The sequence below is a fragment of the uncultured Duncaniella sp. genome, assembly GCF_910578445.1.
Classification (GTDB): Bacteria; Bacteroidota; Bacteroidia; order Bacteroidales; family Muribaculaceae; genus Duncaniella.
This window is the reverse complement of sequence record NZ_CAJTQC010000007.1, coordinates 64,294-88,470: the sequence shown is the minus strand read 5'-3', so window position 1 is coordinate 88,470 and position 24,177 is coordinate 64,294. Positions and strand designations below refer to the sequence as shown.

At 48.0% G+C, this 24,177-nt stretch carries 13 protein-coding genes and 1 pseudogene; 13 read left to right on the top strand and 1 reads right to left on the bottom strand.

Annotated features, from left to right (window positions below; genetic code table 11):
- The first annotated feature begins 10 nt into the window (after positions 1-10).
- The 7 genes and pseudogenes from QZ311_RS04985 to QZ311_RS04955 all read left to right on the top strand — a co-directional run bounded on the left by QZ311_RS04985 (position 11) and on the right by QZ311_RS04955 (position 9,801).
- Positions 11-1,336 carry a glycoside hydrolase family 43 protein gene (locus QZ311_RS04985; RefSeq protein ID WP_297064824.1) on the top strand — a complete coding sequence of 442 codons (1,326 nt, stop codon included), beginning with the start codon at positions 11-13 and terminating at the stop codon, positions 1,334-1,336.
- 5 nt (positions 1,337-1,341) lie between these two features.
- On the top strand, positions 1,342-2,514 hold the full coding sequence (locus QZ311_RS04980) for an alpha/beta hydrolase-fold protein (protein ID WP_297064821.1): 1,173 nt from the start codon (positions 1,342-1,344) through the stop codon (positions 2,512-2,514).
- Entirely contained in the window at positions 2,504-3,877 is a 1,374-nt protein-coding gene (locus QZ311_RS04975) for a glycoside hydrolase family 43 protein (RefSeq protein WP_297064818.1), read from the top strand. The genes QZ311_RS04980 and QZ311_RS04975 overlap by 11 nt, the downstream gene beginning before the upstream one ends.
- Positions 3,878-3,889: 12 nt before the next feature.
- The gene (locus QZ311_RS04970) at positions 3,890-5,935 is read left to right on the top strand and encodes a cellulase family glycosylhydrolase (RefSeq protein WP_297064815.1); all 2,046 of its coding nucleotides are present in this window, start codon (positions 3,890-3,892) and stop codon (positions 5,933-5,935) included.
- Between the two features lie 16 nt (positions 5,936-5,951).
- Positions 5,952-7,892, top strand: a pseudogene (locus tag QZ311_RS04965) (glycoside hydrolase family 97 catalytic domain-containing protein); the annotation flags it as partial.
- The gene (locus QZ311_RS04960) at positions 7,884-8,663 is read left to right on the top strand and encodes a sialate O-acetylesterase (protein WP_297064867.1); all 780 of its coding nucleotides are present in this window, start codon (positions 7,884-7,886) and stop codon (positions 8,661-8,663) included. The pseudogene QZ311_RS04965 and the gene QZ311_RS04960, both read left to right, overlap by 9 nt.
- Before the next feature lie 280 nt (positions 8,664-8,943).
- The gene (locus QZ311_RS04955; protein ID WP_297064812.1) at positions 8,944-9,801 is read left to right on the top strand and encodes a carboxymuconolactone decarboxylase family protein; all 858 of its coding nucleotides are present in this window, start codon (positions 8,944-8,946) and stop codon (positions 9,799-9,801) included.
- 133 nt (positions 9,802-9,934) lie between these two features.
- On the opposite strand, the gene QZ311_RS04950 is transcribed toward QZ311_RS04955, so the two are convergent.
- Positions 9,935-11,164 (bottom strand): DUF4861 domain-containing protein, encoded by a 1,230-nt coding sequence (locus tag QZ311_RS04950; protein ID WP_297064806.1) that lies wholly within the window; start codon positions 11,162-11,164, stop codon positions 9,935-9,937.
- A gap of 305 nt (positions 11,165-11,469) precedes the next feature.
- Here QZ311_RS04950 and QZ311_RS04945 point away from each other — a divergent pair, with 305 nt between their 5' ends.
- From QZ311_RS04945 to QZ311_RS04920, 6 genes are all read left to right on the top strand, one after another.
- On the top strand, positions 11,470-15,576 hold the full coding sequence (locus tag QZ311_RS04945; protein WP_297064803.1) for a two-component regulator propeller domain-containing protein: 4,107 nt from the start codon (positions 11,470-11,472) through the stop codon (positions 15,574-15,576).
- Positions 15,577-15,733: 157 nt separating this feature from the next.
- Complete coding sequence (locus QZ311_RS04940; protein WP_297064800.1) at positions 15,734-17,755, top strand: glycoside hydrolase family 88 protein; 2,022 nt, start codon at positions 15,734-15,736, stop codon at positions 17,753-17,755.
- 134 nt (positions 17,756-17,889) lie between these two features.
- On the top strand, positions 17,890-19,122 hold the full coding sequence (locus tag QZ311_RS04935) for a glycoside hydrolase family 88 protein (RefSeq protein ID WP_297064797.1): 1,233 nt from the start codon (positions 17,890-17,892) through the stop codon (positions 19,120-19,122).
- Positions 19,123-19,287: 165 nt separating this feature from the next.
- Entirely contained in the window at positions 19,288-21,642 is a 2,355-nt protein-coding gene (locus QZ311_RS04930; protein WP_297064794.1) for a glycoside hydrolase family 2 TIM barrel-domain containing protein, read from the top strand.
- A gap of 2 nt (positions 21,643-21,644) precedes the next feature.
- Positions 21,645-22,817, top strand: coding sequence for an alginate lyase family protein (locus QZ311_RS04925; protein ID WP_297064792.1), 1,173 nt, complete (start codon positions 21,645-21,647; stop codon positions 22,815-22,817).
- A gap of 45 nt (positions 22,818-22,862) precedes the next feature.
- Entirely contained in the window at positions 22,863-24,158 is a 1,296-nt protein-coding gene (locus QZ311_RS04920; RefSeq protein WP_297064790.1) for a glycoside hydrolase family 88 protein, read from the top strand.
- The last annotated feature ends 19 nt before the right edge of the window (positions 24,159-24,177 follow it).

The window sequence follows — 24,177 nt, the reverse complement described above, 5'->3', positions numbered from 1 at the left end:
TTTATGCTTTATGAAAAAATTACTATCAATATCATTTTTGTCTTTCGGACTGATGGCCGGTGCGATTGAGCAGCTGCCTATAATACAGACCAAATATAATGCAGACCCTGCGCCGATGGTTCATAATGACACAATATTCCTCTATACCTCACACGATGAGGATGACGCGGAGGGATATGGTTTTAAGATGCAGGATTGGCTGCTATACACTTCGACCGACATGGTCAACTGGACCGAACACGGTGCGGTTGCCTCGCTGAAGGACTTTAAGTGGTTTAATCGGGACAATGGCGCATGGGCCATTCAGGTTGTGGAGAGGAATGGCAAGTTCTACATGTATTGTCCGATTCACGGCAACGGTATCGGCGTGCTTGTGGCTGATTCGCCCTATGGCCCGTTCAAAGATCCGATAGGCAAACCTCTCGTGTGGCAGAAGGAGCATTGGAATGACATAGATCCGACGGTTTTCATCGACGATGACGGACAGGCCTATATGTATTGGGGCAATCCTGAGCTTTATTATGTGAAGCTTAATGAGGATATGGTGTCATATTCGGGTGAGATACATAAGTTTGACAGAGCTCCGCAACACTATCAGGAAGGTCCGTGGTTCTATAAGCGCGATGGCCGTTACTACCTTGCCTTTGCCTCGACATGTTGTCCTGAGGGAATCGGCTATGCAATGAGCGACAATGCCACCGGCCCATGGGAAACAAAAGGCTACATCATGAGACCGACAGAGCGCACGCGAGGCAATCATCCGGGAATTGCCGATTATAAGGGGAAGACATATCTGTTTGGACACAGCTATGACATACTCCGTCTTGAAACTGCCGATCATCATGAACGTCGTTCGGTCAATGCGGCCGAGATGGAATATAACTCTGACGGAACAATCAAGGAAGTCCCTTACTGGAAAGATATCGAGCTTAAACAGATAGAGCCGTTCAATCCGTTCCGTCGGGTTGAAGCCGAGACAATGGCGTGGGGATTCGGTCTTAAGACCCGGCCTCATGGAGTCCGTAATATGGTTGTTACGGATATTGACAACGGTGAATATCTCTGTCTGCGTGGTGTCGATTTCGGAAAGAAAGGCGCAAAGAAACTGTCTGTCTGTGTGGCTTCATCGAAAAACGGTTCGTGTATTAAAGTCAGGATTGATGCCAAAGATGGCGCTGTGATCGGCACACTGCCGGTTGATTCAACAGGTTCGGATGACAGCTATTCATTGCTTTCATGTAAACTTGAAAAGGTCAAGGGCATACATGATCTCTATTTTACCTTTGAGGGTGACGGAGAGGATTTGTTTAATTTTGATTATTGGGAATTAAAATAGAATTTATGAAGACAATCATTTCAGCATTTTTGCTTTTCGTATTTGGAGCGTCCGCAATGCCGGCCTATGGACATGATTCCGATACGTTCATTGCACAGACCAATATTCCACAGGCATCTTATCCGAGGGTTGACCGGCAGAATTGTGCGCACTTCAGGATATATGCTCCTGAGGCAAATGATGTCAAAGTTGATATATGCGGACATAAATATGACATGAAACGTGGTGAAGACGGCCATTGGACTGCTGTTACGATGCCTCTTGTTGTCGGTTTCCACTACTATTTCATCGTGGTTGACGGTGTGAGCGTAATTGACCCTTCGAGTGAGGCTTTCTATGGATGTGGACGTATGGCGGGAGGTATAGAAATACCTGAAGATGAATCTGTCGCCGCTTATTATACGTTTGACAGGAATATCCCTCATGGTCAGGTGCGCGAATGCCGCTACTATTCAGAAATAGAAAATTCTGACCGCCGTTGTTTTGTCTACACTCCTGCGGAGTATGAGACAGATTCGTCACGGCGTTATCCGGTGCTTTATCTCCAGCATGGAATGGGGGAGGATGAGCGCGGATGGCATCAGCAGGGAAAGATGGCTAATATTATGGACAACCAGATTGCTTCGGGAAAATGTGTCCCTATGATTGTCGTGATGGACTATGGCAATTGTGGCTATATTTTCGGAGCGCGTCCGGGCGAGACCCGCGACGAGTTCGGCGCATCGTTCACGCCCATAATGCTCAATGAGCTTATTCCATTTGTCGAAAGTACATTCCGTACGTTTACCGACCGCGACAACCGTGCAATGGCCGGACTTTCGTGGGGCGGTCATGAGACGTTTCAGACCACTCTTCATAATCTTGACAAATTTGCCCATATCGGTTCATTCAGCGGAGCACTCTTTTTCCTTGCCAACGGGCTTGAGAATGCTTATGGAGGTATATTTACAGATGCCGCTTCATTTAATTCGAAAGTCCACACATTCTTTCTCGGAATGGGCACGGAAGAGAATTTCGGAAGCGATAAAATCAGTAAAGCTCTGACCGATGCCGGAATCAGGCATACATATTATTCATCGGAGGGGACTCACCACGAATGGCTTACATGGCGCAGATGTCTCAATGAATTCCTTCCACTATTGTTTAAACAGAACACAAACATTGCTTATGAAAAGTAAATTCACATTACCGCTTGCATTTATATTGTCGTTACCGCTGACAACTCAGGCTATAAACCCGATAATACAGACTAATTTCACCACCGATCCGGCCCCGATGGTCCACAATGATACTCTCTATGTCTATACAGGTCATGATGAGGATGGCGCTGATTTCTTCTGGATGCAGGAATGGCGTGTCTATTCGACCACCGACATGGTAAACTGGACCGATCATGGGTCACCGCTCGCAATCGAGGATTTCGAGTGGGCCGATGACCGTGCATGGGCTCCGCAGTGCATTGAGCGCGACGGTAAGTTTTATTTCTACGTGCCTCTCCATTCCAAGCTGACAGGTGCTATGGCCATAGGCGTGGCTGTAGGCGACTCGCCTGTAGGACCGTTTAAGGATGCCATTGGACGGCCGCTCGTCGATGGAAGCTGGGATTATATTGATCCTACCGTATTTATCGATGATGACGGACAGGCATATCTCTATTGGGGCAATCCTGAAATCTATTATGTGAAACTTAATAAGGATATGACATCATTTGACGGTGATGTCCATAAGGTTGAGCAGTCGGTCGACGGCTTCGGTGCTCCCGGTCCGAAAGAGCGTGTGAAGGATGCGAAATACAAGGACAACTATACCGAAGGCCCGTGGTTCTATAAACGTAACGGTAATTATTATCTGCTTTATGCTGCGGGAGGAGTCCCGGAACATATCGCTTATTCGATGAGTGACACTCCTGTCGGACCGTGGAAGTATATGGGTGAGATTATGCCGCTTTGCGACACCGGTTCTTTTACCAATCATTGCGGTGTCGCTGACTACAAGGGCAAATCATATTTCTTTTATCATACCGGCAAGTTGTCAGGTGGTGGAGGCTTTGCCCGCAGTGTGGCTGTGGAGGAATTCAAATATAATAAAGACGGCACTATCCCGACCATCATGCCTACCGACGAAGGACCTGCGCCTGTCGGTGTGCTCAATCCTTACAGACGTGTTGAGGCCGAGACTATGGCGTGGTCAAAAGGTGTCAGGGTAGAGCAGAACTCAAAGACCGGAGTCTATGTATCGGATATTCATAATGGTGACTACATCCGTGTCGGGAATGTGGATTTTGGCAAGAAAGGTCCGAAATCGTTTGTAGCGGACATTGCGAGCGCCCTCCGTGGCGGAACTATTGAGGTGCGTCTTGACAAGGAAGATGGCGAGCTAATCGCTTCGCTCAATGTCCCGGGGACAGGCGGTTGGGAGGACTGGAAATCTATTGAGACCTCTGTAGTCGCTAAGGCAACCGGTATCCACGATGTCTATTTCGTGTTTAAAGGCCGTAAAGGTCCGAAGCTGTTCAATTTCGATTATTGGCAATTCAAATAAAATGGTCATGGTATGATTACACTACGTAAATTTTTCGCCACAGTGGCACTGGCCTGTGGAATGTCAGCTATGGCCTGGCCGGGGATGGATATGCCGGCTCTGCATGTCGACGGGCGTTACCTCAAGGACGATAAAGGCAACATCGTGAATCTCCACGGTTTTGCCCAGACCTACAGCCCGTGGTTCAACGAGCGCGGAACTAAGTGGACCAACTATGATGTCAACGGCTGTCTCAACTACAACAAGAAAAAAATCGACGAGATGCTCGATGCCGGATGGAAAATGAACTTTATCCGTCTGCACATGGACCCCTATTGGTCAAATACTCCGGGAGTGAGCACTACCGGTGAAAACGATATTTCGGCTTTCGATTTCAACCGATTCCGCACTTATCTCTCACAGGTGTTTATCCCGATGGCTGAATATGCGATATCAAAGGGGCTCTACGTGGTTATGCGTCCGCCGGGCGTGTGTCCTGAGAACATCGAAATCGGAGATGCCTACCACAAATATCTCAAACGCGTGTGGGGTTATGTCTCCACTCAGCCCAAACTCAAGAACAATCCCTATGTCATGTTCGAGCTGGCCAACGAACCGGTTCATATTAAGGGGACTGACGGACAGTTCGGAGCTAACACTGACGGATGCAATAAAAACCTGACGACCTATTTTCAGGAGATTGTCGATCTGATGCGTGGCAATGGATGCGACAACATCCTCTGGATTCCCGGCACAGGCTATCAGTCGCAATATGCCGGATTTGCAAAATATCCGATTGTAGGCGACAATATCGGCTATGCTGTCCATGTCTATCCCGGATGGTATGGCAGCGATGCCATTGAACCGAGCCATGAGTTGGGCGGAAGCTATGGAGGCGGTTTCAGTGCGTTTGCTGCCGGATGGTCATCTCAGATAAAACCTGTGGCTGATTTTGCTCCGGTGATGGTGACAGAGATGGACTGGGCCCCTTCGAAGTATGATGCTTCGTGGGGAAAGAGTATCACCGGCAAAATGTTTGGCGAAGGCTTCGGCGCAAATTTTAAACTTCTTGCCGACAATACAGGCAATGTGAGCTGGCTCATATTCACAGGCTGTGAATTGCTTGCCGCATTTAAGGATGAGCCGGGCGAACGTAATACGGTGTTTAATGATCCTGAAGCATGTCTGTGGCCCGTGTATCATTGGTATAAAGATTATGCCGGAGATACGGATACGATTCATGATTTCCATCCTGAGCTGTCGGTCAGACAGGTCGGAGATGAGTATGTCATCATGCCCGGAAGTTCAATATTCATGTCGCTTATTTCTGATTCCGGCAATGGATACCAGATGAACCGTCATGGAGAATTTGATGTGACAGTCGAGGATTCTTCGGTCGTTTCATGGTCTGACGGCATGTTTACAGCTCATTCTCCCGGTTTGACGACTTCTGAAATCGCCTATACCACAGAGGGAAAGACCGAGTCAATAACAGTGAAGTTCAATTCCACATTTTTCCCGTTTATAAATGGCTATCTTAATCCGTCGATATGGGAACAGGGGACTTTTGACGAAGATACCCATGCAATCAAGACCGGCAAATATGGTTTTGCCGGATGGAAATATCCTTCAGGGATTGACCTGTCGTCATATCGCTATCTGATTGCGGAAATGGAAGGTGGCAATCAGGCGGCTGTGTCTTTTAGACTGTTTGATCAGGACAATTACTGGAGTGATCCTGCGTTTTCAGATTTCGGTAGTGGCACTAAGGCTGTTTTTGATCTTGCGAATCTGAAATCTGAAAATGGACGCATACTCGATCCGTCGCATATTTTTATCGTTGGATTCTGGTCGCTTGGCAACTCACCCTTCACAATAACAAAAGTCTATCTCAGTGACAATCCTGACGGAGAGTCCGCTCTTGACGAAATTGTGGTTTCTCCTATGGAGCGCTTGGTCGATGTCTACAATCTGCAAGGGGTGAGACTTCGGGCAAAAGTCTGTATCAATGATGCTGTAGAAGGTCTGCCGGGAGGAATTTATATAGTAGATGGAAAGAAGATGGTTGTAAAACAGTGAAAATTGAAAAAATACAATGAAACATAATCTGATTATATGCTCGCTGCTGATGATGACTCCGGTCATGTCAATTGCAGCTGAGTATTCGATAGCAAGTCCTGATGGAAAAACGGTTGTCGAAGTTAATGACAATGGCGGTCATCCGGCCTATTCCGTTACATTTGACGGCAAGCCCTTCATTTTGTCCTCTCCGCTTGGTCTAAGAACCAATCTCGGAGATTACACCGAAAATTTGTCTTTGAGTTCCGTAACAGGAATCAATAGTATTGTCGATTCATATTCCTTGCCCAACATCAAGAAAAGCCATGTTGATTACAGGGCAAACAGGCAGGAATTCATGTTCTCCCGGGACGACAAGCGGATATTCGATGTGATTTTTGAGGTAAGTGACAACAATGTGGCGTTCCGCTACCGTCTTCATCCGCAGGGTGAGACTCTTTGTGCAATCATCGAGTCAGAGGCAACCGGTTTCAGGATGCCTGATGGCACTACGACTTTCCTCTGTCCGCAGAGCGGTCCGATGGGCGGTTTTGCTCGCACGTCGCCGAGCTATGAGACACCTTATACAGTTGACGATACAGTCGGCAAGAATGGGTGGGGAGAGGGCTACACTTTCCCCTGCCTGTTCCGCAACGGCGACAACGGATGGACGCTCGTATCTGAAACCGGCATTGCTGGTGACTACTGTGGGTCACACCTTGCGTGGAATTCCGACGGACATTATTCTGTGGCCTATCCACAGCAGGGCGAAATGAATGGCTGGGGCTCTACATCTGCGTCAGTCGCCCTTCCGGGTCTGACTCCGTGGCGCACTGTCACCGTAGGGAATGACCTTGGAGCGATAGTCGAAACGACTATTCCGTTTGATGTTGTAAGGCCTCTCTATGAACCTTCGAAAAAATATGAGTATAGCCGTGGTACATGGAGCTGGATTATCAAGATGGATCCAAGCTGTAATTTTGATGAGCAGAAACGCTACATCGATTTCTCGGCAGCGATGGGCTATGAGACTGTGCTGGTCGATGCTCTTTGGGATGCTCAGATTGGCTATGACCGCATAGAAGAACTTGCCCGTTATGGTAAGTCGAAAGGCGTTGACCTTTATCTGTGGTATAATTCAAACGGACACTGGAATGACGCTCCTCAAGGACCTCGCGGAGTGATGAACGACATCGTGAAGCGCCGCAGGGACATGGCTTGGATGCAGAAAATAGGCATCCGGGGCATAAAGGTGGACTTCTTTGCGGGTGACAAACAGGAGACCATGCGTCTCTACCATGATATTCTTGCCGATGCCAATGACTATGGGCTGCTTGTGGTGTTCCATGGTTGTACGCTTCCTCGCGGATGGGAACGCATGTATCCAAACTATGCCGCAAGCGAGGCTGTACTTGCCAGCGAGAATCTTCATTTCTCGCAGGGCAGCTGCGATGCGGAAGCTTTCAATGCGTGTATGCATCCGTTTATCCGCAACACGGTCGGCAGTATGGACTTTGGCGGAAGCGCACTCAACAAGTATTACAATGCCAACAATGAGGCAAAGGGCTCTCGTCGTGTCACATCCGATGTCTTTGCACTTGCCACAGCAGTCCTGTTCCAGAGTCCGGTGCAACATTTTGCGCTTGCGCCAAACAATCTTGATGATGCGCCGGACTGGGCGATTGAATTCATGAAGAATGTGCCTGTGACATGGGACGAGACCCGTTTCATCGATGGCTACCCCGGAAAGTATGTTGTCATGGGCCGTAGACATGGTGACACATGGTATATTGTTGGCGTGAATGCTGGTGATGAGAAGCAGAAATTGACCGTTGAACTCCCGGAGAGTATGCGTCGGATACCGTTGACGCTCTACAGCGATAACGATAATCTTTCAGGCACGAAACAGGATGTGCGACCTGATAAAAATGGTAAGGTAAAGGTTTTGATTCCGCAAAACGGAGGATTCGTGATTACCGGCCGTCCTGACCCTGATTTTCATGTCTATCTTTGTTTTGGTCAGTCGAACATGGAAGGTGCTGCACCTTATGAACCTCAGGATACGGTCGGTGTCGATTCGAGATTTTTGATGATGTCGGCAGTCGACATGCCGGAGAGGTCAAGGTTGAAAGGACAATGGAGTCAGGCTTTGCCGCCGCTTGCCAGAAGCACCACAGGGCTTACGCCGGTCGATTATTTCGGTCGCGAGATGGCAAAGGCGCTCCCGAAGAAAATAAAAATAGGTGTGGTCAATGTAGCTGTAGGTGGATGCAGGATTGAACTGTTTGATACAGATTCGTGTGCGTCACATATCGCGTCGCAGCCTGACTGGCTGAAAAATACAGTGAAAGCATATGACAACAACCCTTATAAACGGCTTGTTGCAATGGCCCGTGAGGCTCAAAGGGCAGGAGTCATAAAAGGAGTGCTTATCCATCAGGGTGAATCAAATACCAATGACAGGGAATGGCCTTTGAAGGTAAGAAAAATCTATGAGAGACTTATTGCTGATCTCGGACTTGACAAGGATAAAATGGTATTGGTCGCAGGCGAAATGCTTTCGGAAGAGGAAGGCGGAAAATGCTCCTCTATGAATGCGATTGTCAATACTTTGCCCGATGTGATTCCGAACAGTCGTGTTGTATCGTCAAAAGGCTGTAAAGGAGCTCCAGACGGACTCCATTTCACTGCGGAAGGTTATCGCGAATTAGGCCGCCGATATGCAGAGGCTGTGTTGTCAAAGCAATGAGTATTATTTGACTGACTTATTTACAGGATAAGATAGCTCGGATTTTATCTTTGTGACAAAATCATACTAAAAATTGGAGCAGGTCTATTCGGGTAAAATCCGGATAGACCTGCTTTTACATTTGTCATAAGTCTATCTATAATTATGGTATGTTTGTCGGAAATTTTGGTATCGTCAACGTGGCTTATTCATATTAATTTTGCATTATGATTCAATTCAAGGTGAATCATAACAGTTAATTGCATTGTCTTCAGCTGTAGAGAAGTACATAGTTGTAAAAATGAAAGGAATAACAATAATTCTGCTGGTTATATCAGCAATGACATCAAATTTTATTATGGCACAGCAAAAAATAGACGAGCCTTCAATTCGAGGAACTAAGGTCACACAAACGGCAGGCCGCAAACAACTTGGGAATTTTGCCCCGGAATTTGCCCGTCTGAACGATGATGTTCTTTTCGGAGAGGTATGGAGTCGGAATGACCTTCTTTCTCTTCGCGACCGCAGTCTTGTGACCGTCACATCGCTTATCTCGCAGGGAATCACAGACAGCTCGTTGACCTATCATCTTCAGGAGGCGAAAAAGAATGGTATAACACGCATCGAAATATCCGAAATCATCACTCATATAGCTTTTTATGCAGGCTGGCCAAAAGCTTGGGGTGCATTTAATCTTGCGAAAAACGTGTGGAACGATGACATTGCCGGAGAAAGTGCGAAAGCTGCTTTTCAGCGTGAAATGATATTCCCGATTGGAGAGCCTAACACCGGATACGCCAAGTATTTCACAGGCAACAGCTATCTCGCTCAGATTTCCGACGTTCAGATACCGTTTGCAAATGTTACGTTTGAGCCGGGATGTCGCAATAACTGGCACATTCACAAGGCTGCCAATGGAGGAGGTCAGATGCTTGTCGGTGTAGCCGGGCGAGGTTGGTATCAGGAAGAAGGTAAACCGGCTGTCGAAATACTCCCCGGCACGGTAATTCACATTCCGGCAAATGTGAAGCACTGGCATGGTGCAGCCAAAGACTCATGGTTTGCACATCTGGCGTTCAGCGTGCCCGGTGAAAAAACTGAAAACATCTGGCTTGAGCCTGTGAGTGATGAGGAATATGATAAACTCGATGTCGAATGAGATTCAAATAAGATTAGGACTGTTATAATTGAACGGTTCTGATAAAAAAGAGCAGTGCGCCATGAAAGTTAAATCCAACTTTTGTGGCGCACTTTAGGTATATTAAATTAAAGACTTGATTGCAGATTCGTTTTTAGTGGACTACGCGGTATTTTAGCGGGTTGCGCAGTGTTTCTGATGAACGGGTGGCTATGTTTACCCATTCATTGAAACTGTCAATTCCGGCTTTGCTCCATCCCGAGCCCCACCAATAGACATAGGGCGACTGTGGCTTACAGGGTGTTGCCGTAAGGACATGTCCGATAGCATCGCCCTGTTGCTCCATCGGTTGCATAATGGTGGCACATGGGGCTTCAGGCGCAATCACACCTATATATATTACTCCGTTTCCACGGTCAGCATGGTCGGTAGAGTCTGCGTAGGCAACGAAACCGTGATCGGGATTGAGATGATAGCCATCAGGATTCTGACGATGAACGACGATGCCCGACGCGACGGGACGAGTGCGCGTCAGTCCATCGTAACTGATTTCGCATCGGTTGAAATAGCTGCCAGCGTCAAGTGAAAGCAGGCGCGTTTCGGCAACGGAATCTCCGTCAACTTCTACAGGGTCGAATTTCAGACGGACAGTGAAACGGTATGGGCCGTTGTCAAGGATTTCAAAATCGGTGTAGCAGTATGGGTAAGCAAGCGAAAGATTATTGCGCAGGAGTGCGGCACATCCTGCTCCGAGTGTAGGCCCGACAGTATAGACATCCATACCTGTGCCACTGTCGATGTGGTAAGAGATGATACGGTAGATGCTGTCGGCTTTTTCTTTTTCTCCGGCTTCGCGCAGACGCCTGATTTCAGCCCTGATTTCCTGATTGCATTCAAGTTCGTAACGTTCGCGGAGAACCGGAGCTGTAGTCGCCCGCTTGGTGAAAATGTCGTAGCCGTAGAGCTTGTCGCCACGGCGCTGGATGGCCGGTCCATATAGTCGATAGCCTGATTTATCGTTTTCCCATGCTATGTCGTCAAGACGGTAAGTGTAGAGCGCTCCGCAGCTGATTGTGTCTGCGCTGATGGTCGGCTGTCCGGCCTTGGCCGTATATATTGTGGATGAAGATGCCGCAACGCTTGCGGGGAAAATGACTTTACGGTCATGTGTGATCTGATAGCCGATTTCCTTATTGTCAGAATCGGTGATGAGAAATTTCTGTCCGGCTGAAATGGAAAGGCTGTCAAGCGGAATTTCCACTATTTCATTCTGACGGTCAAAACTTAGTGGATTGCTGATAACGATACTTTTTGTATCAATTGCAGATGCTGTCGGGATAGTGCCGATTAATGCAAGTGCGTGAATTATATATTTGCGAATCATGATTTGATATGATTATATGAATCATGGTTTGATACATGCAAATTTAGTAAAAATAATCTTCTATTCCACCGGGTGGTAAGTTAGGAGGTAAATGACTGTTTGACTCAATGTGTTTATTTATAATGATATAGCGAAAATCGCACGGCGTGCTTATGTGTGGATTTGGAACGATGTTTAAATAAAAAAGCACGATAATTATAAATGCTGATTCCGTGTCGTTGTAACTTTGTGAAAAATCTTTTAACTTTGTGTTTAGGATTAACCATGAAAAATAGATGTCACACATGAACTCGTGTTTCAAAAGATTGTTATGTTTATCATGCGCTCTTATCCTGTGGTTTGGGAGCGCGGTTTCTGCGAATTCGGAAATAGCGGAATCAAGTGGTTTTACTAACCTTGATTTGAGTTCCGGACTGTCGCAGATGTCGGTCATGAATATATTTCAGGATTCCAAAGGTTATATGTGGTTCGGTACACGTAACGGACTGAACAAATATGACGGAGCCGGCATGAAAGTCTATAAAGCGGCTGTCGGCGACGGAAAGGCCGGACTGGTCAACCGTCAGATTACCGCAATAGCCGAGGACCGTCACGGTAATCTGTGGATTGGCACGTCGCAGGGATTAAGTCGCCTTGATATGGATAAGGACGAAATCATTTCGTATGGCGCGCCCGAATATCCATGGCTTGATACACATATCGACGATATATTCATTGATTCGCAGGAACGTGTATGGCTCGGTACAGCTAAAGGCCTTTGGCTTTTTGTCCCTCAGTCAGAGACCGGGCAGCCTCTCAAACTCAATGGCGAACTTGATAACGTGGCTGTCACTGTGGTCAGAGAGACATCTGACGGACGTTTTGTTGTCGGTACGCAGCAAAAGGGTGTCTACATCTGCGATTCATCTTTCAAGAAGTATATAAATTATTCAACGGACAATATTCTGCCTGACAATAAGGTGTCCGACATTCTGATTGACGACAAAAGCAATTCTCTGTGGGTGGCGATTGCTGAGAGCGGAATAGTAAGGATAGATATGGCAACGGGCGATGTAAGGCGGTATGATAGCTCCAATTCGTCTCTTTCGACTAATACAATAAGGTGTTTTGCACGTAATGACCGGCAGATTTTCGTCGGGACATTCGATGGCCTGTATGTCATTGACATTGCCTCAGGCAATCTGACTCTCCATTCACGCGCCGATAAAGGCCGTGGCACTCTCAGCCATTTTTCGATATATTCGCTTTGTATTGACCGTAGCGGAGGTGTGTGGGTTGGCACATATTCCGGTGGCGCGGACTATTTCAGCCGCTACAACAACCGTTTCACCCTTCATGAACCGACTGACAGCCGCGGTGTGATTTCTGGCATTTACGGTCCGATGGCCGATGGTGGTTCCGGCCCTGTCTATGTGGCGACAGAGGGTGGGGGACTTATGGAATATGACATGACCGACGGACGATCGGCAAATTATCTCTACGACACCCGGAATGTCCCTTCCTACAGTCACAACATTGTGAAGTCTGTCTTGCAGGAATCTGACACTATATGGTGTGGAACTTCGCAGGGCACTGTCTTTGCTTTTGACCGCAAGCGTCGCCAATTTTCTCTGAAATACCGTCTGCCCAACGCAGCATCGGTCTATTCGCTTATCCGTGCGTCCGACGGATGTATGTGGGTCGCGACGTCGAAACCATCGATGAGTCTTGTTAAAATCAGCCCTGACGGGACGATGAAGGACCGTTTTGAGGTTGCCGACACTCTATGGCGTCCGGGTAGTTCTCGGTGTTTGTTCGAACTCCGTCCGGGTGTGATGCTTATCGGTTCGCGTAATCATGGCTTATACAAATATGATGAGAAATCTCGCAAATGCGTCATATACAGTATTTATGGCGATGGCAGTGAGCATCTGCCGTCGAACTACGTCACCTCTATTCTCCGTGACTCGAAAGGTCGCGTCTGGGTCAGCACTTTTGGCGGTGGGCTTAGTCTGTATGACGAGGCAAAGGGAATTGTCAAGACCGTCAACACTGCTTCCGGCCTCCGTGACGATGACATTTGTGTGGCTGTCGAGGACCGTAATGGCCTCATCTGGCTTAGTGCCACAGATTGTATCATGCGATATAATCCGGCCGATGGTTCAGTGCAGAACTATATTGTCGGCAACGATATCGGTGCTCAGGCGTTTACTCCACATTGCGGCCGTCTGATGCGTAACGGCGACATCTGTTTCAGTGTGAGCAAGGGCTTTGTCACATTCAGTCCAAGCAATCTGTTAATGAATACTTATCGTCCGCCGGTCGTGTTTACCGAGCTGGAGGTAAATAACGATAAGATTGTTCCCTCGGAAGGAGAAATACTCACTGTCGAGCTTGATAACACAGAGACTGTTGAACTCGCCTATAATCAGAATAACATTACTATAAGTTATGCCGCCCTTAATTTTGTCAATCCCGACCAGAACACCTATGCCATCAGGCTACGTGGACACGACGATGAGTGGCACAATGTCGGCAACCGCCGCTCGGCATACTACACGAATCTGAAGCCGGGCGAATATGTCTTTGATGTCAAAGCCGCCAACAACGACGGCGTATGGAACGAGGATGCCCGTTCGATTAGGATAGTGGTTCATCCACCAGTATGGGCTACATGGTATGCCTACCTTTTCTATGCGGTGCTGTTTTTTGGCACATGTTTTCTCATCGGCTATTATATAGTAAAGAAGAAGGCTCTTGAGCAGCGTGTTCACTATCAGCGTCTGGAGCAGGAACGCTCTGAGGAATTCCACAGGACTAAACTTCAGATGTTTACCAACTTCTCCCACGAGTTGCGCACGCCTCTTACCCTCATTCTCTCTCCGCTTGAAGAACTCTTGCACCGCACTGATTTCAATCATGGGGTAAAAAACAAACTGAGTCTCATCTACAACAATTCGCAGCGCATGCTCATCCTTGTCAATCAGCTCATGGATTTGCGAAAGACTCAATCAGGAAAGATGAAGCTCAAGGTGTCGAAGGATGATATGTGTTCGTTCATGCAGGAGATGTATTGTGCCTTCAATCATCTTGCGGTTGGAAAAGAGATAAATTTTGAATACAGCAGCGACGAAGAGCGTCTGCCTGCATGGTTTGACAAATCCGTATGTGATAAAGTGATTTTCAACCTGCTTTCGAATGCGTTCAAGTTCACCAGTCCCGGTGACCGCATAGTCATGTCGTTGAGCCGGGCGACTGAAGGTCTGAAAGTTCCTGAGGGTTTCGGATTGAGACAATTGATGGCGGAGGGGCATGATTTCGTACATCTCTCGGTGTGTGATACCGGTCGAGGCATTCCTCCGGAAGATCTGGTGAAGATTTTCGATGCCTTTTATCAGGTCGAGGCCGGACAGTCAAAAGAGGCCGCAGGTACAGGAATCGGTTTGAGCCTGACACGATTGATTGTCGAACTCCACCATGGAATCATCTGGGCCGAGAATAATCCCGGAGGAGGAGCGGTGTTCCATGTCATTCTTCCGATTGACCGGGGAACGTACACTGACGAGGAGATGGACAGCGATGCGGCCGAACGTGTTGTGGTCGATGTGATACCGTCCGAAAAGCCGGAGGCAATAAAGCTTGACCGTCGCTACACGGTTCTGCTTGTCGAGGATACGGACGAAGTGAGGACTTATGTCCGCGATTGTCTGACTCCGTATTTTGATGTGATTGAGGCTGACAACGGGGAGACTGCCTTTGAATTGGCTGTCGAGAAATATCCCGACATAATTGTCAGCGACATCATGATGCCACGTAAAAACGGACTTGAACTTTGTGAGCAGATAAAAGAGGATTTACGCACTGAGCACATTCCTGTCATACTCATGACGGCACGTTGCATGGTCATGCATATAAAGGAAGGTTTCTCGTCGGGTGCTGACGATTATATTGTCAAACCGTTCAGTATGGATGTGCTGATTTACCGTATAAGAAACATCCTTTCCTCACGTGAGAAGCTCAAGAAGCTCTACGGCAAGAAATTCTCACTCGAATCAATGGGCATAAAGATTGTTTCGGCTGAAGACAAGTTCACACAGAAATTCTTTGAGGTAATCGAGAAAAATATTGCCAACCCCGATTTAAACATCGACATGATTTGTCGCGAAGTCGGGCTTAGTCGCACCAATCTCTATCGAAAACTTAAGGCTATCACAGATCTCTCGCCCATAGAGCTTATCAGAAACAAACGCCTTGAGGTGGCGACGAGATTGCTGCGCGAGTCGGACTATACCGTTTCAGAAATCTCTACATATGTCGGATTCAACAGCCATGCATATTTCACACAGTGTTTCAAGGCAGCCTATGGTTGCTCTCCTTCTGAATATCTCGCCAAAGAACGTGTCTCGGTCGATACCGAGGTCATGGTCGAGTGACGGGCCGTGTAATTTTTCCGGTTGTAGGTAGTGAAGTGTATTCGACTGGCTGTGAATCGATAATTTAAACAATTGAGACATTATTTAAAACTCTCCACGATGATATTGGCTATCTTCGTGGAGTTTTTAATTATACATATAATAAACAATGTCTCAGATGATTAAAAAAATAGTGATTTTTACTCTTCTTGCAATGTCTTTTGTCGGTATTCGGGCTGAATTGCCGGGGGCTGCTCCTCGGAAATGGTCTGAAGGGATTGCCAGGACGGTCATGACCCGCTATCCGTCGGCGTTGACAATACCATTCAAACCATGGTGTTATCCACAGGGCTATTTCCTTACCGGCCTTGGGAAACTGTGGACTACGACAGGCGACCGTCAGTATTATGACTATATTATGAGCTGGGCCGAAAGTGTGGTTGCCGATGACGGCACTCCTCTTTATTTCCGTGGACGTAGCATGGACGATATGATGGCCGGTACGGTTATAGTCTGGGCCTATCGGCAGACCGGTAAAGAGAAATTCCGAAAAGCGGCTGAAGTGATCCGTCGCAGCTATGATGACTATCCGCGCACATCCGACGGAATTTTCTGGCACGGACGCGGAACGGTCGGACAGATTTGGGTCGACGGTGTGTTCATGGGACAGATGTTTCTGATTAACTATGGAAAATACATAGCCGATACCGATTATTGCTTCGATGAAGCGGTAAAGCAGCTCAAGGGCATGTATGACCATCTTCATAAAGGAGATTCCGGACTGCTGCTTCATGGCTGGGATGAGGATAAAGATGCCCGCTGGGCCGATCCGGCAACAGGCTTTGCGCCGGAAGTGTGGAGCGAGGGACTCGGCTGGTATGCTCTGATATTGGTCGAAGCTTTGGAGATATTTCCTAAACAGCACAGCGGCTATAAAACGCTTCTGGACATCACGCGCCGTCTTATGGCCGGACTGAAAAATACTCAGGATAAGAAAACAGGCTTGTGGTATCAGGTCGTAGATAAGGGTGGCGAACCCGGCAACTGGCACGAGACCTCGGGCAGCGCGATGTATGTTTATGCTATACAGCGCGCTATTGATCTCGGCATAGTTAAGGCGACAGATTATTCACAGTGTGTCGTTGACGGTTACTGCGGATTGCTGTCAAAAGCTAAAATAAGCCATGATGACGGACTTATTGACCTTTATGATGCCAACGACGGGCTTGGAATCCAGAAAGATTATGAGACATATGTCAGTCGTCCGCGCAAAAAGAACGGTCAGGAGGTCATATCGTCTTTCCTTTGGGCCACATGGCTTGTCGAGAACCGTTATCCGGAGCTTAAATCATTAGCTGAAAAGCGGTCATGGCCATCAATGTTTGTGTGTACCGACTATTCAGGTGGGCGTGTGATGCTTTACGATAATGATAATATAGTGTGGCAGCATGAAGCTCCGCTGAGCAATGATGTATGGCCGCTTGAAAACGGTAATATCCTTTTTACAGCCGGTAATGCAGTGCTTGAGACAACTCTCGCCAATGATACTGTTTTTTATTACAATGGTGGGGATAATCATATTTTCGCCTGTCAGCGTCTTCGCAACGGTAACACATTTGTGGGTGAGTGTGAGAGTGGCCGTCTGCTCGAAATAAGCCTTGCTGGTGAGATTGTCAGTGAGGTCTGCATTCTTCCCGAGGGCGATAAAAGGCGTAAATCATTCATCAGGAATGCGCGCAGGCTTGACAATGGTCACTATCTCGTGGCTCACTATGGAGGGAAAAAGGTGGTTGAATATGACACCGACGGAAAGAATGTCTGGGAAGTGCCGGTGTCGGGTGGAGCTCATTCGGTGATTAGACTTCCAAATGGAAATACTCTTGTGGCAGTGGCGGATGCGGATAAAAACGCACGTATAGTCGAGTTCAATCCGCGCAAACAGATAGTATGGCAGCTTACCAATGATGATTTCCCGGAAAGCCGGCCGTTTAAATTCCTTACAGGCATGCAATATGTCCCGGAAAGAGATGGAATTCTCATCACCAACTGGCAGGGACACGGAGTAAAGGAGAAAGTGCCTCACATGTTCTTTATAACCCGCGATAAGCAAATTTTGTACACATTCGGCCATCGCGACGGCATTGAGACGCTTTCATCGGTCTGCACGGTGGATTGTAATAGCAAAAATGCACTCCATTAGCATGTTGGGATAATATTTGAAGCATTTGAAATAATCCTGAAAAACGATTTTGTTATTAGATTATACCTTTGCATTGTCAATCGACAACAACTTTAACCGAAAAAAACAATTTTAAGAATATAAAGAAAACATCCATGAAACTACAGTTAGGACTTCTCTCAACCGCACTTTTGTTTGCATCGTGTGCAACCAAGTCAACTGCCGAACAGGATATAGTAAGTGAAAACTTTGAATTTTCAGCTTCTCAGCTCAAGCATGCTTTTACTGAAATCGACAGTGCAAGAGCCCATCTCACCGAGAAGCAGATTGCCAACAATGTTTTTGCTCCTCGCAACATCGAGCCTGACGGTTCGCTCCGGCTTGTCGCATCGCGGGACTGGTGTAGCGGATTTTTTCCCGGAGAACTATGGTATATGTATGAATATACCGGTGATGATTTCTGGAAAGAGAAGGCGATTGAATTCACTGCCCCGGTAGAGCGGGAGAAAACCAATGGCGGAACTCACGATATGGGGTTCAAAGTCTACTGTAGTTTCGGCAACGGTTATCGTCTCACCGGCGACTCGACTTACCGCGACATCATGCTCGAATCAGCCTCCACGCTGATTACCCGCTACAAGGACAAAGTCGGCTGTATCCGCTCGTGGGACCACAACAAGGACAAGTGGCAGTGCCCGGTCATCATCGACAACATGATGAATCTCGAACTGCTGTTCTGGGCGGCAAAGGAGTCGGGCGATTCCATCTATCGCGATATTGCCGTGAACCATGCGCTCACAACGATTAAGAATCATTTCCGTGATGACTATAGCTCATATCACGTGGTCGATTATGACACGATTACAGGTGATGTACTCCATAAACACACCCATCAGGGCTACTCGCATGAATCGGCATGGTCGCGTGGACAGGCATGGGGACTCTATGGCTACACGATGTGTTATCGCGAGACCGGCCGTGAGGAATTTCTCGATCAGGCAAAACACATAGCCGGTTATATATTCAACAGTCCCACGCTGCCTGAGGATCTCGTGCCTTACTGGGACTACAATGCTCCAAATATTCCTGATGAGCCTCGCGATGTTTCGGCTGCTGCAGTGACGGCATGTGCTCTCTACGAACTCTCGATGTATGACAAGGAGAACGCCACTATCCACAAGGACCGGGCCGACCGCATCATTGAGAGCCTTACAAAGAACTATCGTGCGAGCCTCAACAACGACCGCGGCTTCCTGCTTCTCCATAGCGTAGGTTCAGGCAACAGCAACTCCGAAGTGGATGTCCCAATTATCTATGCGGACTATTACTTCCTCGAAGCTCTGCTTAAAAAAGCCAAGCTTGAAAAAGAGGGCACAGCTCTGCTCTGAAACAGGAATGGAGTAGCACGACTTGAATTAACGGTTAAGAAGGTGAACATAATTTCATAAGAAATTTCATTTAGGTTATAATAAGATTAAGTTGGATTAGATATTGATAGATTGAGACTACTTACTATGGTAAAAAGATTGTTTGTACTTAACGTCGCCTTCTTTATGTTGTGCGGGACCCTTCTCGGGAAGGTTCCCGTACAACATAAAAACCGTCTTAACGACAACTGGTCATTCCTGCGTCAGGATATTGGAAATATATGGGAAGCCGTGCGTCCTGTAAAGGCCGGTCAGCCCGAAGAGTCGCCCATCTGGCAGACAGTCACGCTGCCTCACTGCTTCAATGCCGAGGATTGCGTTGACCCTGATTTGAATTATTATCAGGGCCCGGGTTGGTATAAGACTCAGCTTGAGATAGCCAACCCTTACAAGAACGGACGGGTTGTGCTCGAATTCGAGGGCGCAGGCCAGAAAACCGATGTTTATGTCTATACTACAAAGGTCGGGAGTCATGTCGGCGGTTACGACAGCTGGAATGTCGACATCACGGATGCCGTGACGGCTTTTCTTAGTTCGGAAGACGCCGACCGCTTCGGAGGCAAAGTCCCTTTAAGTGTACGTTGCGACAATAGCCGAGATGCCGAGATGATTCCATCAGATCTTTCGGATTTCAATATATATGGCGGTCTATACCGCTATCTTAACCTTGTCTATCTTCCGGCTGTCAGTGTCATGGAGCTTGGAATCCAGCCTGAACTTGCCGATGATCTGCGTAAGGCCACACTCAAAGTAACAGGTGAGTATTATAATCCTTCTGATGTCAGGTCAGCAGATGTCCGCGTGACTGTCAAGTCGCCGGAAGGGAAGGTTATAGCTACCCGTGAGCATAAGGGCATCACTCCGCTTGGCCGACAGCTTCTGCTCGACATCGCTGTTGACCGTCCTGAATTGTGGGATGTGGATTCGCCCAAAAGATATACATGTGAAGTGACCGTGTCGGCCGATGATAATGAAATTACTTCGACTGAGCGTTTCGGCTTTCGCAATTTCAAGTTTATAGAAAAAGGACCGTTTCATCTCAACGGCCGTCGTCTGTTGCTTCGCGGTTCTCACCGTCATGAGGACCATGCCGGCGTTGCAGCTGCCATGACCGAGGAGATGATGCGACAGGAGATGGGGATGATGAAGGAGATGGGTGTCAACTTTATCCGTCTTGGCCACTATCAGCAGTCGGAAATCATCCTTGACCTTTGTGATGAGCTTGGTATACTCGTGTGGGAGGAGATTCCTTGGTGTCGCGGAGGTGTAGGCGGTGAGCTTTACCGTTCACAGGGCCGAAGGATGCTCACCAATATGATTGCGCAGCATTTCAATCATCCTTCGGTCATTATATGGGGTCTCGGCAATGAGAACGACTGGCCTAATGACTTCCCGACGTATGAGCAGAGTGAGATACGCGCTTTCATGAGCGAACTCAACACTCTTGCCCACAGTCTCGACCCGTCGCGCAAGACTGCGATCAGACGTTGTGATTTCTGCAGTGATATAGTCGACGTTTATTCTCCCACAATCTGGGCAGGATGGTATCGAGGCAATTTTTCGGAATATCAGAAATTCTCGCGTGAGGCATTCGACAAAGTCAAGCATTTCCTCCATGTGGAGTGGGGCGGCGACAGCCATCCCGGCCGTCATGTCGAGGATGCCGAGCCGACAAAAAAGGATTGGTCGGAGACCTACGTAATAAAGCTTATTGACTGGCATCTTAAGGAACAGGAAAATATGCCGTGGCTCACCGGTGCGGCCTACTGGCCGTTCAAGGACTTCTCGACCCCTGTCCGTCCTGAGAACCCCGTGCCCTATGTCAATCAGAAGGGTGTGATAGAGCGCGATTTCACCAAGAAGGAGAGCTACTATGTATTCCAGTCTTATTGGACAGACGCGCCTATGGTTCATGTCCTCGGTCATTCACAGCCTGTAAGATGGGGTGAGGAAAATGAAGAGAAGGAGGTGCTTGTCTACTCCAACTGTCCGCAGGTCGAACTCTTTGTCAACGGGCAGAGTCAGGGTGTCAGGAAACGCGACAGTCAGAACTATCCTGCCGCCGGTCTCCGCTGGAATGTGAAGTTGCGTCCCGGTGACAACGATATCAGAGCCGTGGCGACAGGGCGTGATAAGAATAAATATGAAGATAACCTTTCATGGTTCTACCAGACTGAAAAATGGGGTGAAGCAACCCGGCTGGCCGTAGTAAGCTCTCCGATGGGCGACGGTTATGAAAAAATTGAAGTCTGCATGGTTGATGATAAAGGCCGTATCTGTCTCGACTCGCGCAAATTCGTGCGTTTCGAACTCGTCGGTGACGGAGAGCTGATCAAGAATCAGGGCACGGCAGGTGGCTCGGCAAAAGTCGAGCTGGCAAACGGCCGGGCTTCGATAAGGATGAAAAAGGGTAATGGAAAATCGGTCGTGGCTGTAAAGTCCGACGGCCTTGCTACCCAGTTTATAACTATAAATCAATAGTGATGAAACGCTTATATCTCGGTTTTACGTTAATAGGGCTGCTTGTGGTGCTGTCATGTGTCACTTTGTCATCGCCCGGTGTAGCAAAGGAAGTGGCGACACCGCTTCGAAACAGGATTCTTGAGCAGGCTAAGGCCGATATGGAGGCCGAACCGGTTACGGTCACTGCATTCATTGCTGAACGTAGCGCCGGAACAAACCATGATTTTTATTCCGAAGGTGACTACTGGTGGCCCGACTCGCTCAATCCTGACGGCCCTTACGTCAGACGTGACGGTCTGACAAATCCCGATAACTTCGTTCAACACCGTCATGCCATGATCCGCTTCAGCCGTATAATCGGTAATCTGACGTCAGCCTATCTCCTGACAGGAGACAAGGACTATGTCAAGCCGGTGCTGAGACACACCCGTGCGTGGTTCATGGATGATTCCACCCGCATGAATCCGAGTCTTGCCTATGCTCAGGCTATCAAGGGTGTAGCCACAGGACGCGGAATCGGAATTATCGACACGATTCATCTGATAGAGGTGGTGCAGTCGCTTTTGCGTCTGCGTGAAGAAGGATTGGTTCCCGATGATGTCGATTCAGGAGTGAAGCGATGGCTCGGTGAATATCTGGAATGGCTAATGACGCATCCCTATGGCCAGCAAGAGATGAATGCAACCAACAATCATGGTACATGCTGGGCAATGCAGGCTGCCATGTTCGCCAAATATCTTGACAATAAAGAGGTGATGAAATTCTGTGCTGACAGATTCAGAAAAATCTTCATTGTCGATCAGATGGCTGCCGACGGTTCTTTCCCTCAGGAACGTGCACGCACTAAACCTTATGGCTATTCGCTTTTTAATCTCGATGCGATGGCGACACTGTGTCAGATACTCTCGACTGATGAAGACAACCTGTGGGACTACACAACGGCTGATGGCCGTAATATGCGTAAAGCGGTAGACTACATGTGTCCCTATATCGGCGACAAATCAACTTGGGATCTTGACCCCGATGTGATGTATTGGGACGAATGGCCAGTCGCTCATCCGGCGCTCCTGTTTGCATGGAATCACTGGGGTGACGACAAATATCTTGAGCTTTGGGACAAATATGAACACTTCCCCGAAAATGAGGAGGTTATCCGCAATCTGCCTATTCGCAATCCGCTTATCTGGCTCTGAAATTATTAATAACAACTGCCTTAAATATAAAGAATACATACAGCTATGAAATATAGAACTTTCTCATCCATGCTTTTAGTCCCGGTGGCATTGGTTTCCGCATTGCAGCTTGATGCGCAGACGAGCTACACTACCACCGGCTATGTGACGAATGCTGACAATGTGACCATGAAAGTGACACAGCAAACATCGACGCGCATGCGGCGTACTACTTCGCAGGGCAATCCTGACGCAAGGCTCGGATATGTTCCCGGTGATGCGCCGTCGCGTCTGGCACTACCGCTTGCCGAATCGGTGATGGCGCGCTATCCTGACTATCGCACCGCATATTGGAAAGATTACACATATGTACAGGGATATATGTTTGAGGCTATGGACCGTCTCGGGCAGCTGACCGGCGATACGTCCTATACCGACTATATGAAGCGCTATATAGATAATTTTGTGGACGCCGACGGTAACTATACCGGAGGTGCGCTTACTAATCTTGACAATTTCATGACCGGTTCGGCATTCTGTACTCTATATGCCCGCACAGGTGACGAGCGATATAAGAAAGCGGCGCTTCAGATTCTCAAAGGTGTCGGGACTTACCCGAGTTCCGACGGCCAGTTCTGGCATGGAAATAAGTCGCCCAACATGTGGGTCGACGGTGTGTTCATGATGCAGATGTTTCTCATTCGCTGCGGTCAGCTGGTGGGAGAGACAGATTACTGCTACGACATAGCATGTCGCAACATCAAGGCGGCTGCAAAACACTTGCAGCGCCCCGACGGTCTGATGCTTCACGCATGGACCACAGAGCCATCTAAAGCCGAATGGGCCAATGCCGACGGGCTTTCACCGGAAGTGTGGAGCGAGGGTATGGGATGGTATTCGCTTGTTGTACCCGAGTTGCTTGCCGTTCTTCCGGAATCGCATCCCGACTATAAGGAGATTAAGGAAATCTATTTGAAAATGTCAAAGGGACTTAAAGAGTGGCAGGACAAGAATACAGGCGGATGGTTCATGGTTGTCGACAAGGGTACTAATCCTCTTAATTTCATCGACCCGTCGGGGACTGCCATGTTTGTATATTCAATCCGTCGTGGCATTGATCTGGGTCTGCTTAAGGAGAAGGATTATGCACAGGTGGCTCAACGCGGATATGAATCACTGTTCCCATTCGTAAGAGTCAACAACCGCGGTCTGCTTGATGTGATAGGAGCTTGCGACGGTGTGACAATCAAAAAGGATTTTGTCACATATGTGACACTCGACAAGGTGCTAAATGCCAAGGAGGCTGTAGCCGGAGTCCTTTGGGCTGCCGTGATTATGGAAAAAGATAGTCTGAAAAAATAATAACCATCGGTCATAAGTC

Excerpts from the sequence above, each read along its gene's own strand:
- QZ311_RS04985 (WP_297064824.1), top strand. The coding sequence starts at position 11 with ATGAAAAAATTACTATCAATATCATTTTTGTCTTTCGGACTGATGGCC.
- QZ311_RS04980 (WP_297064821.1), top strand. The coding sequence starts at position 1,342 with ATGAAGACAATCATTTCAGCATTTTTGCTTTTCGTATTTGGAGCGTCC.
- QZ311_RS04975 (WP_297064818.1), top strand. The coding sequence starts at position 2,504 with ATGAAAAGTAAATTCACATTACCGCTTGCATTTATATTGTCGTTACCG.
- QZ311_RS04970 (WP_297064815.1), top strand. The coding sequence starts at position 3,890 with ATGATTACACTACGTAAATTTTTCGCCACAGTGGCACTGGCCTGTGGA.
- QZ311_RS04955 (WP_297064812.1), top strand. The coding sequence starts at position 8,944 with ATGAAAGGAATAACAATAATTCTGCTGGTTATATCAGCAATGACATCA.
- QZ311_RS04950 (WP_297064806.1), bottom strand. The coding sequence starts at position 11,164 with ATGATTCGCAAATATATAATTCACGCACTTGCATTAATCGGCACTATC.
- QZ311_RS04940 (WP_297064800.1), top strand. The coding sequence starts at position 15,734 with ATGATTAAAAAAATAGTGATTTTTACTCTTCTTGCAATGTCTTTTGTC.
- QZ311_RS04935 (WP_297064797.1), top strand. The coding sequence starts at position 17,890 with ATGAAACTACAGTTAGGACTTCTCTCAACCGCACTTTTGTTTGCATCG.
- QZ311_RS04930 (WP_297064794.1), top strand. The coding sequence starts at position 19,288 with ATGTTGTGCGGGACCCTTCTCGGGAAGGTTCCCGTACAACATAAAAAC.
- QZ311_RS04925 (WP_297064792.1), top strand. The coding sequence starts at position 21,645 with ATGAAACGCTTATATCTCGGTTTTACGTTAATAGGGCTGCTTGTGGTG.
- QZ311_RS04920 (WP_297064790.1), top strand. The coding sequence starts at position 22,863 with ATGAAATATAGAACTTTCTCATCCATGCTTTTAGTCCCGGTGGCATTG.